Annotated in this window: 4 protein-coding genes and 6 pseudogenes; 6 read left to right on the top strand and 4 right to left on the bottom strand. The window is 55.2% G+C overall.

Going from position 1 to position 14,070, the window contains the following annotated elements; all coding sequences use genetic code 11:
• Positions 1-187: 187 nt before the first annotated feature.
• Positions 188-1,075: pseudogene (locus SGP1_RS26100) on the bottom strand (IS5 family transposase).
• Positions 1,076-1,301: 226 nt separating this feature from the next.
• Between SGP1_RS26100 and SGP1_RS00515 the strand changes: the two are divergent.
• The 5 genes and pseudogenes from SGP1_RS00515 to SGP1_RS00495 all read left to right on the top strand — a co-directional run bounded on the left by SGP1_RS00515 (position 1,302) and on the right by SGP1_RS00495 (position 7,082).
• Positions 1,302-2,144 (top strand): 23S rRNA (adenine(2030)-N(6))-methyltransferase RlmJ, encoded by an 843-nt coding sequence (locus SGP1_RS00515; RefSeq protein ID WP_011409934.1) that lies wholly within the window; start codon positions 1,302-1,304, stop codon positions 2,142-2,144.
• Between the two features lie 98 nt (positions 2,145-2,242).
• Positions 2,243-3,595, top strand: coding sequence for a glutathione-disulfide reductase (gene gorA, locus SGP1_RS00510; protein WP_011409933.1), 1,353 nt, complete (start codon positions 2,243-2,245; stop codon positions 3,593-3,595).
• A gap of 242 nt (positions 3,596-3,837) precedes the next feature.
• Positions 3,838-4,500: pseudogene (gene yhjD / locus SGP1_RS00505) on the top strand (inner membrane protein YhjD); the annotation flags it as partial.
• A gap of 446 nt (positions 4,501-4,946) precedes the next feature.
• Positions 4,947-6,277, top strand: a pseudogene (locus SGP1_RS00500) (MFS transporter).
• Positions 6,278-6,404: 127 nt separating this feature from the next.
• Positions 6,405-7,082 (top strand): CDP-diacylglycerol diphosphatase, encoded by a 678-nt coding sequence (locus SGP1_RS00495; protein WP_041866485.1) that lies wholly within the window; start codon positions 6,405-6,407, stop codon positions 7,080-7,082.
• 17 nt (positions 7,083-7,099) lie between these two features.
• Here SGP1_RS00495 and SGP1_RS26095 read toward each other — a convergent pair.
• Positions 7,100-8,485 (bottom strand): annotated as a pseudogene (locus SGP1_RS26095) (AsmA family protein); the annotation flags it as partial.
• A 310-nt stretch (positions 8,486-8,795) separates the two neighbouring features.
• On the opposite strand from SGP1_RS26095, the gene SGP1_RS00485 reads away from it, so the two are divergent.
• Positions 8,796-9,737 (top strand): sugar kinase, encoded by a 942-nt coding sequence (locus tag SGP1_RS00485; RefSeq protein WP_011409932.1) that lies wholly within the window; start codon positions 8,796-8,798, stop codon positions 9,735-9,737.
• Positions 9,738-9,789: 52 nt separating this feature from the next.
• Here the strand turns inward: SGP1_RS00485 and SGP1_RS00480 are convergent.
• Both SGP1_RS00480 and hmsP read right to left on the bottom strand, forming a co-directional pair.
• Positions 9,790-11,278: pseudogene (locus tag SGP1_RS00480) on the bottom strand (M16 family metallopeptidase).
• Between the two features lie 258 nt (positions 11,279-11,536).
• Positions 11,537-13,486, bottom strand: a pseudogene (gene hmsP, locus SGP1_RS00475) (biofilm formation regulator HmsP).
• Positions 13,487-14,070 lie beyond the last annotated feature (584 nt).

Genomic DNA, 14,070 nt, shown 5'->3' with positions numbered 1-14,070 from the left:
CACGGCGGATTGGTTGGGGCGAAACATCGTTTCCGGGAAACGAGGGTAGAAAGAGGAGGCCGGTTTCCGAACCCTGGCACCGCTAACGTTGAGGGGCCGGAATGCATTTAAACCATTGCCTCCGCATCCTGATGGCTTTGTTGAATAAATCAGAACTTGTGACTATACCCCCCTAGCAGATCGATTGTTATACGATCCGGATGCTGTTCGGCATTCCTAACAGCGTCATTTTGTTAAGCGCTTTGACCATCGCCATTGCCTCACCTACCTGCGCATCATAGTCACGCAGACTTAGATGATCGCCCATAAGCGTTTTGAACCGGAATATCGCTGTTTCAGCCACTGAGCGTCGATGATAGCCCACTTGCTTTTTCCATACATTGTTACTGCTGCTTAGACGCTGATTCGCAACGGTGTAGTTACGCTCATGGTATCGGTCTGGCCAATATTGCGCCCCACCTCGTGGAGAAATAAGAGGCCTTATTTTCTTCCTCAGCAGAGCATCATGACAGAGCGGGTATCGTAAGCGCCATCAGCCGACGCTTCCCTGATTTTCCGCTGGGTCAGCTGGTAGGACCTGAGCATCCGTCGTACCGCTGAGCGATAAGTCAGCACAGATAATCTCATGCGTTACACTGTCTGCGGCCATATCCAGCTTACTCCACACCCTCCGTCTGTCGGCACCATGCTGTCGGACTTTCCATTCGGTTCCGTCAATGACTAGAGGTGAGATTTCACCCCGGGTCGGCGTTTTTATGCTGATCTTAACTGTCTTTGCTCGCTTACTGATCAGCGAGTAGTCTGGGCATCTTAGCGGCAGCACCATCAGTTTAAAAATGGCGTCAACGAAGCCCTGTAAAGCCCTTAACGAAAGGCCAAACACGCGTTTCATCATCAGAACAGTGGTGATAGCCATATCTGCGTAGTGAAGTGGCCGGCCACGCCGTTCAGGCGTTGTTTTTTCCGTCCATGCAACAATTGCCGACTCATCCAGCCATATCGTCAGAGCCCCGCGCTGCTTGAGAGCTTTGTTGTAAGTGGACCAGTTGGTTATTTTAAACTTTTGCTTTGCCATGGAGTGCAGATGTTGAAATGACGGTAGTGATCTGAACAGACGATCACCTAAAAGTTATATTTATTCAACAAAGCCCATCCTGATATACTCCTCCGTCAAAGTTATTGTCCCTTTGCTGGTCTTTGCTCAGGTACGCTGATCCCGAGAGCTTACGTGGGTAACACGAGCAGAATATGGCAGCGGCATTCATAAAATAACCGTTCATTATTAATCAAATATCAAAACTATGCTCAGCTATCGCCACAGCTTCCATGCCGGTAATCACGCCGATGTGCTCAAACATACTGTGCTCAGCCTCATCCTGAGCGCGATGAAGGAAAAAGAAAAACCTTTCCTTTATCTGGACAGCCACGCCGGTGCGGGCCGCTATATGCTTTCCGGTGAAAAGGCCGAGCGTACCGGCGAATTCCTGGAAGCCATCGCCCGAATCTGGCAACGTGACGATGTGCCAACCTTGCTAGCGCCTTATTTGGACGTAGTCCGTCATTTCAACCGCACAGGGCAGTTACGCTATTACCCCGGTTCGCCTTTGTTGGCCCGCCAACTGCTGCGCGACGAGGATAAACTGCTTTTGACCGAGCTGCACGCCAGCGACTATCCCCTGCTGCGCAGCGAATTCCACAAAGATGCCCGCGCCACGGTACGGCGGGCGGACGGCTATCAGCAGCTCAAATCTCAATTGCCGCCGGCGTCCCGGCGCGGCGTGGTGCTGATCGATCCGCCTTATGAAATGAAAACGGATTATCAGGAGGTGGTCAGCGCCATTCAGGAAGGCTACAAGCGTTTCGCCACCGGTGTTTATGCGCTGTGGTATCCGGTCGTGCTGCGACAGCAGATTAAGCGCACGCTGTCGGCGCTGGAGCGAAGCGGCATTCGGCGAATTCTGCAAATTGAGCTGGCGGTCCGTCCCGATAGCGATCGGCGCGGTATGACCGCCTCCGGCATGATTGTCGTCAATCCCCCCTGGAAACTGGAACAGCAAATGAATGCCTTGTTACCCTGGCTGCATCAGACGCTGGTCCCCACCGGCCAGGGCCACGCTTTCGCGCTCTGGCTGGTGCCGGAGTAACGGCGCCTCACCTATCATAGGGATTGACGCAATCTTTGCGACAACGGGCGTTTGCACGTTACACTTGTGCCAACGATTTTGCTGAAGGAAACGCCCGAATGACCCGACATTACGATTACCTCGCCATTGGCGGCGGCAGCGGTGGCATTGCGTCAATTAATCGCGCTGCACAATACGGCCGTAAATGTGCGCTGATTGAAGTCAAATACCTTGGCGGCACCTGTGTCAACGTGGGTTGCGTTCCGAAGAAAGTGATGTGGCACGCCGCGCAAATTGCCGAGGCGGTAAAGCTGTATGCGCCCGATTACGGATTTAGCACGACCGTTGAAAAATTTGACTGGCGCACCTTGATCGAGAGCCGCAACGCCTATATCAATCGCATCCATCAATCCTACGAACAGGTGCTGGGCAATAATCATGTCGATATCATTCACGGCTTCGCTCGTTTTGTTGATGCGCATACCGTGGAGGTGAACGGCGAGCACATCACCGCCGATCACATATTAATAGCGACCGGCGGCCGTCCCAGCAAAGTGGCTATTCCGGGCGCGGAATATGGCATTGATTCCGACGGCTTCTTCGCGTTGGACGCCATGCCGGAACGCGTCGCGGTAGTAGGCGCTGGTTATATCGCGGTGGAAATCGCGGGTGTGCTCAACGGCCTGGGCACCGATACCCATCTGTTTGTTCGCAAACACGCGACGCTGCGCAGCTTTGATCCGCTCATTGTCGAGACGTTGGTCGAGGTCATGCAGGCAGAAGGGCCTGCGCTACATACCGGCTCGGTGCCGCGATCGGTGGCGAAAAACCCGGACGGCAGCCTGACGCTGACGCTGCAAAATGAAGAGCAATTTACCGTTGACGCGTTGATTTGGGCTATTGGGCGCGAGCCGGCCACCGATAATCTCAATCTGGTGGCGGCGGGCGTAAAAACCGACGATACCGGCCACATTCAGGTGGATAAATACCAAAACACTAACGTGTCGGGTATTTACGCCGTTGGCGATAATACCGGCGCCGTCGAGTTAACGCCGGTAGCGGTCGCCGCCGGTCGCAGGCTGTCGGAGCGCTTGTTCAACAACAAGCCGGAAGAGCATCTGAACTATGATCTCATCCCGACGGTGGTCTTCAGCCATCCCCCTATCGGCGCCATTGGTCTGACTGAGCCCGAAGCCAAGGAAAAATACGGTGAAACCGAGGTCAAAGTCTACAAGACGTCTTTTACTTCCATGTACACCGCGGTCACCCGGCATCGTCAACTGTGCCGTATGAAACTGGTTTGCGTCGGGCTGCAAGAGAAAATTGTCGGTCTGCACGGCATTGGTTTCGGTATGGATGAAATGTTGCAGGGTTTCGCCGTCGCCATCAAAATGGGCGCCACCAAGCAGGATTTTGACAATACCGTGGCAATCCACCCGACCGCAGCGGAAGAGCTGGTGACAATGCGTTAAGCTCATTGTCCCTGTCACCCGGGCCTGCGAAATTGCCCTTTTTGCCCTTTTATTTCCTTTAAATTCCAATTTTAGCCGGTTTTTAATCTTATCGCACCGTTCTGCCGGAATACCGGCCCCTCATGCGGAATTATTGGCTATAATTATTTCCATTATAGCTTTTAATGATGGGCTGACTTCGAGAGGAACTATGACTATGGCCGAAAAAATAGACGCATACCGCGACCGCCCGGGAGCCGGAAATCACCACTCCGCTCACTACGCTTCGTACCGGCCATGAGTCGATTGATAAGGTTGCCCACCGTTCTGGACGGTTGATTGAAAAGATTAGTGCTTACCCGGTGGTAGCGCATATGATCCGCGCAACGGAACGGTTTAGCGATCGCATGGGGAGTCAATTCGGCGCCGCGATAACCTATTTTTCCTTCCTTTCCCTGATTCCCATTTTGATGGTGTCGTTTGCCGGCGTCGGTTTTTTTCTGGCGTCCAATCCGGATATCCTGACCGACCTGATTAATAAAATCGCCGACAGTATCAGCGAACAAACGCTGGCGACGACCTTAAAAAATACGGTCCGCACGGCCGTGCAACAGCGCACCACGGTCGGTATCACCGGTTTGCTGGTCGCGCTCTACTCGGGGCTGAATTGGATGGGCAACCTGCGTGAAGCCATCCGCGCTCAGCTGCGTGATGAATGGGAGCGCAATCCCCAGGAGCAGGAGAAATTTTACCTGAAATACCTGCGCGATCTGATTTCCTTAATCGGCCTGGTGGTGGCGCTGATCGTCACGCTGTCGCTGACGTCAATTTTCGCCGGCGCTCAGGATCAGATTATCAGGGCGCTGGGGCTCGACACCATCACCTGGCTGCGACCGGTGATGGTGGTGACCGGCACGGCGCTGTCTGAAGCCGTTGCCATAGCAGATTCAAGACAAATGAGGGGGAAATATTGGATATCGCTGCAGACCGTCAATCCGCCGTTCCAGGGCTATCGGTAAGCGGGCGCAGAGACGCGTCACACTCCTGTCGGATATATCGGCATTATTTATTATGTCGGAGTAATATTCCGCATAAGTGATCAATAAGCAGTGCTAATCACCAACTTTTACATATTTATAACCACAACCCAGCATTTATTGCTGGGGAGGAATTTTTCTTACGGGTTTTTACAGAAATTAACTCTTCTGAAAACGCTTTCTACGGCAGATTTCCCTGAAGGAAAATAATATGGAGGAATAATCTGCTGATGGCGGTGGGAAATGACTAATTGGTCAAAATTCAGCCATTGAAATGCCTTATTTCTCTGTCCAAGATGCCTATCTTTTCCGTAGTTGACCAATAAGAAACAATTATGCAAGCCTCAGCAGCACCGACTCTGGATTCCAACTCAGCCGCTCCCCCCGTTAATTCACGGGGTAAAGTGATTGTTGCCTCGTTGATCGGCACCGCCATCGAATTTTTCGATTTTTATATTTATGCCACCGCCGCGGTTATCGTTTTCCCGCACATCTTCTTCCCGCAGGGGGACGCTACCGCCGCCACGCTACAATCGCTGGCTACTTTCGCCATCGCGTTTATCGCCCGGCCGATTGGCTCGGCACTGTTCGGCCATTTTGGCGATCGCGCCGGCCGTAAAGTGACCCTGGTGGCCTCATTGCTCACCATGGGCATCTCAACGGTGGTAATAGGCCTACTGCCGGGCTATCAGACGATTGACGTTATGGCGCCGCTGCTTCTGGCGCTGGCCCGTTTCGGTCAGGGCCTTGGTCTGGGGGTGAATGGGGCGGCGCAGCGCTACTGGCGACAGAAAATGCGCCGGCGCATAAACGTGCCTTGTATGGCTCTTTCCCGCAGTTGGGCGCGCCTATCGGTTTCTTCTTCGCTAACGGCATGTTCTTGCTGCTTTCCTGGCTGCTGACCGACGAACAGTTTATGAGCTGGGGCTGGCGCGTGCCTTTCCTGTTGTCGGCCGTTCTGGTGCTCATTGGGCTGTATGTGCGCGTTTCGCTGCATGAAACGCCGGTTTTCGCCAAAATCGCCAAGGCCAAGGCGCAGGTTCGCATGCCTATCGGTACCCTACTTAACCAGCATTTGAAAGTGACCATCATCGCCACCTTTATTATGGTGGCCACTTATACCCTGTTCTATATCATGACGGTATTCTCCATGACCTACGGTACGGCGTCCCTGCCGCACGGTCTGGGATTTTCGCGCAACGATTTTCTGCTGATGCTGATGATCGGCGTTATCGGTTTCGGTCTGATGGTGCCCATCGCCGGCCAACTGGCGGATAAATTCGGTCGCCGACACACCATGATAGCCATTACCGTTTTGATTATGGCGTTTGCGTTGGTGTTCCCGTCGCTGTTGGGTTCGGGGAATGTCTGGGTGGTCATGGCGTTTTTGTTGTGCGGGTTTATGGTGATGGGCCTCACGTTCGGCCCCATGGGCGCACTGTTGCCGGAACTGTTTCCCACCGAAGTTCGCTATACCGGCGCCTCTTTTTCCTATAATGTGGCGTCAATCATCGGCGCATCGGTCGCCCCGTACATTGCCGTCTGGCTTACCGCCAATTACGGATTATTTTACGTGGGCATTTACCTGGCGACGATGGCCTGCCTGACATTACTGGCACTACTGGCACTACTGGCGGCGCATGAAACACGTCACCGGGCGCTGTAATTTGCACAGCTAAGCGGCCGGCCGGTAAAGATAACGGTAATGACGGGCTGTCATCCTGGCGGATGCGGCCCGTTTTTTTAATGCGGCGTAGAGAACATGAAGAGGGTGATCCATGACATGGCAATAGATCAAATATGCGCTGCTGCTGGTGATTGTTATTTTGGTTGCGGCACTCGGCGCGTGGCAATATTACACGACTTCTTCGCCGAAACACCCCGACGCTCTCTGGCGGATAGTGAGCGAAAAATGCGTACCCAATCAACTCCAACGCGGGGATCCGGCGCCGTGCAGTGAAGTCAATACCGCCGCCGGCTATGTGGTGCTTAAAGATGATTTTGTCGGGCCGCTGCAGTTTTTACTGATGCCCACCGATAAAATCAGCGGTATTGAAAGCCCGCGTTTACTCGCCACCTCGACGCCCAATTTCTTTTATCTTGCCTGGCAGGCCAGACATTTCTTATCCGAGAGGCGGGGTAAGGCGATCGGCGACCGTTTTCTGTCACTGGCGATCAATTCCGCCTATGGCCGGACGCAAAATCAGCTGCATATCCATATTTCCTGTCTGCGGCCGGATATCCGCGAGCGGCTGGATAACAATGCCGCCAATATCAGCACCGACTGGCAACTGCTGGCGCGTGAGGTACCGGATACTTCTGAGGAGATGGGAGAATACGATATGGCGCTTACGCCGCTACCCGATGGCTCATTGGTACTTTTGGCCAGCCAGCGCAGTCTGCTGCACCGCAATGTCGGCTCGGTCGAAGAAATCCAGGATCATAGTTGCGCCATTCTGAACGGCCATTGACCGACCCGGCGGCGGTATCGCGCCCCTTTACTGTCGGGATTGATCGACAAATCCAGCCGTTCGGTACTCAGGTTGGTGGTGCCGTCAACATGAATGACCGCGTTTTCCGTGTCGAACAGGAATAGCCGCGGCTGCGCCAGGCCGTTATTCACATTGACGTCCGCCGCGGCACGGTTGATTTTCACCTGCTCGTCGCCAAACAATTTACCGACGACGTAGTTACCGACGTTAAGACCGGCGATTTCCATCAAATTACGGCTGATAATCCCATCGTTCATCAACAGACGCAGATTGCCATTGCTGCTGCCCAACAGCGCCGCCATGGAATTGCCGGTACCGGCAAATTGCGCATAGCCATTCAATTGTCCCATACTACTGCGCATCGCCTCGACACTCGGAAACAGCGCTTTCAACTGCAAGCCACGGGCATGAAGATCCGCGCGGCCACGCATCGGCGTGCGCTGCCCTTCCAGACGAATGGTCGAGTTAAGCGTGCCGCGCGCCATGCCAAAGCGCAGCCGGTTCGACACCAGTTCACCACTCAGCGACGGCCGCGGTTTGCCCTGGCGGTATTCCAACGTGCCGTGAATATCGCTTTGACCAATCTTGCCGTTGAACTTCTCGTAACGGTAACGGCCCGCATTTTTGCCTTTAAAGTTGGCAACCAGATGGCCATCGGTATTGTAGGGCGGCGAATCGGGCAGCAGCACCCCGGTTAGCCCCTGCAAATCCCCGAGATTCTCTCCGGCGAGCCGCAGGCGCAAATTGAGACCACCGAAATTGAGCGGATCCTCAAGCGTCACGGTGAACGCCACGCGGGTCCGGCCCGAGCGCACATCCGCCTGCAGTGGGAACGGGGTGCCTGCGTTACGCAGCGCCAGTATGCCGCCAATTTTACCCGAGCCGCTAAGCGGTTAGTTGTTGTAAGTCCCCTCCGCTTTCCAGCCAAAAATATAGTTGTTGTCATTTTTCGCCGCCGCCTGCTTATCGTCGCCGCTGCCGGTCAGCTCGGCGAAGGCTACCGGTTTACCGAGCTGATTTACCATCAGGTAGATACCCGCCTTGGCGACAGCGTCCTGATAATCGATCTTACCCCGATCGAAAACGATATCATCCACCTGGAAGGACCACGGCGAGACGGGTTTTTGGCTGTCTTTCTCGTCGCTGTTGGCCAGGTTGAAAGTCCAGTTATTCTTGCCGTTCTCTAATCGTTTCAAGGACGCATCAAGGCTGACCAGAGTAATACGCGGCAGATACACTTCACGGTGCAGCAACGCTAAGGGGGCGATACTGGCCTCAATGCGTTTAAGCCGGGCAGTGTAATCGACCGGTACATCTTGCGGGTTGCCTAATGAGATATCTTCCGCATGGATATGCGGCCACGGCACCCAACCGCGCCAGCCATAGTCAATGGGCGCATCGGCTGACAATAGCGCGGCGCGCTGGCCTACCCACGCCGCGAATGGGTACCGCTGATGACCTCAGCATGCCGGAAATCGGCGGGTCGCCGGCTATACAATAGGGTTAATCAGCGGCCCCGGCAGAATGTGAATACGTTCGGCGTAAAGAGATAAGCAGCGGAAAAATTGCCACAGTGACGATCCAGGTCATGATAAAATAAAATAACGTTTCATAATTTCTTGACTGCATCAAACATTCTGTTGAGACTAGGTGCCTATATCAGCTTTCTTATTTATGACGGGCCAGTAATCAATGACTAGCAAAAAGATCTCCATTATCGGCGAATGCATGATCGAATTGTCGCAAAAGGGCAGCGACGTTAAGCGCGGATTTGGCGGCGATACGTTAAATACCTCGGTCTATCTCTCGCGCCTGGTCGCAGCCTCGCAGCTTAAGGTGCATTATATTACCGCCCTCGGTACCTACAGCTTTAGCGACGATATGCTGCAGGCCTTGCAACAGGAGGGGGTAGAAACCTCGCTCATCCAGCGCCTGGAAAACCGGTTGCCCGGCCTGTATTACATTGAAACCGACGCCCATGGCGAGCGTACCTTTTATTATTGGCGCAATGAAGCGGCCGCCCGTTACTGGCTGGAAAGCGCGTCGTCGGCTGACATTTGCGCCGCGCTGGCAGACTTTGATTACCTTTATTTAAGCGGGATCAGCATCGCCATCCTTTCGCTGCAAAGCCGTAAGCAGCTACTGGCCCTACTGCGGACCTGCCGTGCCAATGGCGGAAAAGTCATTTTTGACAATAATTATCGCCTGCGTCTGTGGCAAAGCCGGGAAGAAACCCAGGCGGCCTATCGCGACATTCTTGCCTGTACCGACATCGCCTTCCTGACGCTCGATGACGAGGACATGATGTGGGGTGAACAGCCGGTGGACGCTGTACTTGAGCGCACGCGTGCGCTGGGCGTCAGTGAAATTGTCATCAAACGCGGCGCCGAGGCCTGTCTGGTAGCGGAAGCGAACGAGGTGGTGCAGGAAGTGCACGCGGTGAAATTGCCAAAAGAGAAAGTGGTCGATACGACCACCGCCGGCGACTCTTTCAGTGCCGGCTATCTGGCTGTTCGACTGACCGGCGGCACCGCAACCGCCGCTGCCCAGAGCGGTCACCGCACCGCTAGTACGGTGATCCAGTATCACGGCGCCATCATACCGCGTGACGCATGCCGACCCGGAAGGGGCTGACGCCGCCACCGGGGCCGCAGGCTGACCGGCGACGCGGAGGTGGCCTCCTCTATCACGAGGCTGGCGGTATGTCGGTGACTTCCGGCTTGCTCTCGTCGATGGTCGCCGGCAGCGGGCAGGGATCCATGATGTGCTCGTAAATCGCCTGCAGCGCCTTCATGTTTACCTCCGGCTCGCCGTTAGGCTGCATCAGCACCATCGTGGCATTCTGCGACAGCTGGCTGCGCAATTCCTGATTCAGCATCTGCAGCGTCAGTCCTCCTAAAAAGGCGCTACGCAGTTTCTGATACTGTTCCGGTGCGATATCTACGACTTCATTTTGCTGCGAGCGTAAACGCTGACTCATCAGAACGTCGGTGCTGGTACGGGCATAAGTGGCGAACAAGGTGCTCAGTTCCCCGGTTTTACGCGCCATAAGCGCGTCGAATTCCGCCTGGCTCAGGCCATGGTTGCACACGTTGGCCAGCTCATGGGCAACAAAGATCATCGACGGCGTCAGATTGTCCGCTGGCGTATCGACGTGAATCGCACACTGTGCGCGCAGATAGTTCACATTGCAGTCAAAGCGCAAATTGGTCTGCTTCAGGTCGCTTTCCTTTAGCGCCTGCTGCAAATGCATATACAGCGCCTCACGCGCCAAATCCCCGCGCCAATAACGATTCAACGACAGCAAATCACGTATAGGCTGCCACGGGCTGTCCCAAACGAGTTTGAGACTGTCATAGACGCCTTCTTCGCTGAACAGGCTCACGGGCTGATGCGGTAGCGGCAACATCGTCGGCACGGTAGCCGGGGTATCGCGTTTGCCCTGCAGCGCAGAGAAGGTTTTCACGATCTGCTCGTTGAGGGCGCGCCCGTCCACGTTGCCCACCACATACAGCGCCATGGCGTCAGGGGTGTACCAACGCTGATAGAAATGCTGCAATTGTTAGGCATCTACCGGTGATTTCGCCGACGCATCCGGGCTGTGGGACAGCAGCAGCGACCCCTTCAGGCGATAGTGCCACCAGCTGTTACGCGGGTTCTCCGGTACCGTCACCACCGCACCGGATCCGCCGCCGCCAGCGCCTGCTGCACTGTCGCTGGGGTAATGGACAGGTGGCCGGCCGTATTGACTATCCATTTCAGCGCTTCTTTCACTAAATCCGGCCGACCGTTTGGCAAACTGAGGCTATACAATGTCGTATCATAGGAAACGCGCGCCGGCGGCTGTGGCCGTCGTTCATTCGCGCCCTGCTGCCATAAGGAGGTAAGCTGCGCGGTGGTGAAATTCTCGCTGTGCGTCAGGGCCAAACGGGAGAGAAGACGTGCGAAACCGGTTTGCTGGGTATTTTCCGCCAGTGAACCGGTATTGACCATCAGCCGCAATTCAACACGATCGTTCGGCCGCTGCGGCGTCGTCAGAATTTGCCAGGCAAAGCCATTGCTGAGTTTTCTCTGCTGCCAGGCGGCATAGGTTGTAATGCTTCGGCCTGTGCCCACCCGCCCGATGTCACCAGTAATACACCACTCAAGAAAAGACGAATTCCGGTGCCCTGCATGTGAACCCCTACTCAATCAATACCAATAAAAAACCTGACTCTCACTTTGACGGTTAGCTGTGTTTGCATCGTTTTACTTTTCCGCCGAAAAAGTGTGACGCAAAGTGCACCATGTTATTAGACAACGGGCCTTTGCAGATGTCACCCCATAGCAGAAAATATTACCTTCGTGGGACAGGGCAAAAAATGGGCGCCGGCCGCGGGCCTGGCGCAAGGGGAAAAGGGCAAGAACCAAGGAACAGGGGGCAAGGGGTAGGGTCAGGGGGTCGGCATGTGAAGAAAGCGTTGTTCAAACGCCGGCTGCGTCAGCGGCTCGGAGAACAGATAACCCTGACCGCGATGAATATCATGCGCCAGCAGATATTCGCACTGTGCGATATTTTCTACCCCTTCGGCGATAACCGGCAGGCCGAGCACGCCAGCAATGGCGCTCACCACTTGCAACATGACGGCGTCGCCGGGAAGCGTGGTGATAAAGCTACGGTCGATTTTCAGCATATCGACGGGCAAATGCCGCAGACGATCGAGGCAATATAAACTGAAATAGCCCATACCGAAATCATCCAGAGCGATAACGATACCAAGATCGCGCAGCACAGCGAACGAGGCATCGAATTCGGTAACTTCAAGCACCAATCGCTCGCTTCTGATCTGATAGCGCGCCAGCCAATGTTGCAACGACGCCGCCAGACCATTTTCCTGCAATTGGAGCACGGACAAATTGACCGCCAGCGGCAGGTCGATACCGAGCGCCTGCCAAGCGCCTAGTACCCGGCATGCCTCCTCGAGTATCCAGTTGCCCAGTGGGACCATTACGCCCCCCGCCTCCGCCAGGCTCCAGCTGCCATCGTCCTGGAGCCAGCGCAGCAGAGCTTCGGCGCTTAATAGGCGCTGGTCACGCATCGACCTGCGGCTGGAAAAACAGTGCGCAGCGCCCATGCTCAATCCCGTCCAGCAACGTGTGGGCAAACGTCAAACGACGAGCCACCACCTCCGCCTGCCCGGGCTCGAAAAACACAATCTGGTTTTTACCCCGCGCCGCTGCCGACAGGGCGGCGGACGCAGCACGGCGCAGTAAGCTCTCTGCGTTTTCGTCACCCGATAGCCTTATAGCAACGCCGATACGGGGCGCAGCGTCAGCGTTCCCAGGGTAAGCGGATGCTGGATACGGGATAACATGCGCTGGGCCAAGGGCATGGCCTGAAACGGCGGCGGCGTCTCCCAATGGCACAAGGCGAACTCATGGGGGCTTAACTGCGCCAGCAATCCACTTTCGCCGTGGTCAAGCCACAGTTGATCCGCCAGCGCGGCGCGCAGCAGACCGCGCTGCGATTCGGTTAACGCCCCCGCCGCCTCCAATAGTGAACTGACCGCAATAACCAGCAGACAACAGGGTCGGAATTCTTTCTGCGCCGCCAGACGGGCATCCAGCATCGTCAGGAAGCGCGCGCGGGTGGGCAAGCCGGTTTCAGGATGACGAGCCGTCCGCCGTTCGAGCTCCTGCCGGGCACGCGCGGTGAACTGCTGGTTGCGATTATAGCTACGCACCAACACCCCCAATTCATCGTCCCGGTGTATATTCGGCAGGGTAAGCTGGTGAGAGGGGATTTCCTCCGGCGCCAGATTTTTCAGCTCGCTGGCAATCGCGCGCAGCGGATGCACCATCAGGCGATTGATACACCAGGTAATGGCGACCGTCATGATAAGCGCCATAAGCAGATACGTCGTTATCATGGTGGCAATGGCGCTGACAATGAACTGATAAAGGCGATACGAGTCCGCCTGCAGCACCAAGTAAGCCAGCGCCTGGGGATGAGAAGGCCGCGGCAGGGAATAGAGCGGCACCTGCACCTCGACCGGCAGACGGAACACGCGGCTTATCAGCGCCGGCACCGGCCGCTCGGGCAAGAAATCGCCGTGCAAAACCTGGACATCATTCGGCAGTACCACATCGGCGCGGCTCAGTATGCCGCTGCGCTTAAGGGTAACCAGAATCTGTTCCTCCTGGGGGATATCGGCCTTCAGCACCGCGTTGGATAGCGACTGGCGCACCGACGAGGCGATATTCTGCAATTGCAGGGTGTAATCTTCACGGCGCTGCTGAACGAAATGGAAAAGCTGGATCACGATAAATAGGCAAATGGTTACCAATGCTACACCGGACATGGTTGCCATTTGTTTAATCGTTAAAGAACGTCTGATCCGCAAACTTTTCTCCATTTATGGCTAAAAGGTCAAACGCAGGCGGTGGTACCCGCCGCTGACCACATACCAGAACACCGCCATGTCGGTAGCCGAATGCCGGTGAATGACGCAACCGGGCTTACCGCCGGTCGCACCGATTATCCCGCCTAATATAACCGATTTGGTCGCGTGTTTTATGCCTCAAAACGGGCGATTCAGCCACACGTCATTCCTAAGGTGAGCCATGAATAATTATGATGACATTAAGCGATTCAAAGAAAAGCTGAATTGGAAGCTATTGATTATAAATAAATTTCAGAAAGTAATCCTAATAGTTCCGCTTCCAGCTGGACCATCATTCGACAGATCGTCAATGCCGACCGGCCGTTCCACCCGCTGGAGCAAGGTCATTCGACTCTGCCGCCCCCATCGCCGATATCACAACAAGAATTAAGCGCCCGTCCGTCAATAATGGCGGAGGGGCCACCCGCCACGCCTATGGTCCCCCGACGCTATCGCCGCTTTTCAATGCGATGGAAAACGCATTGCCGCCGCAGACAGCAACCGGCAGCGCTCTGCCATTCGGTGCCATCGACGGCACTAAGACT

It is taken from the genome of Sodalis glossinidius str. 'morsitans' (assembly GCF_000010085.1).
Taxonomy (GTDB): Bacteria; Pseudomonadota; Gammaproteobacteria; order Enterobacterales; family Enterobacteriaceae; genus Sodalis; species Sodalis glossinidius.
Note: the sequence above shows the minus strand (reverse complement) of the source record. Positions and strands in the feature narration are given on the sequence as shown.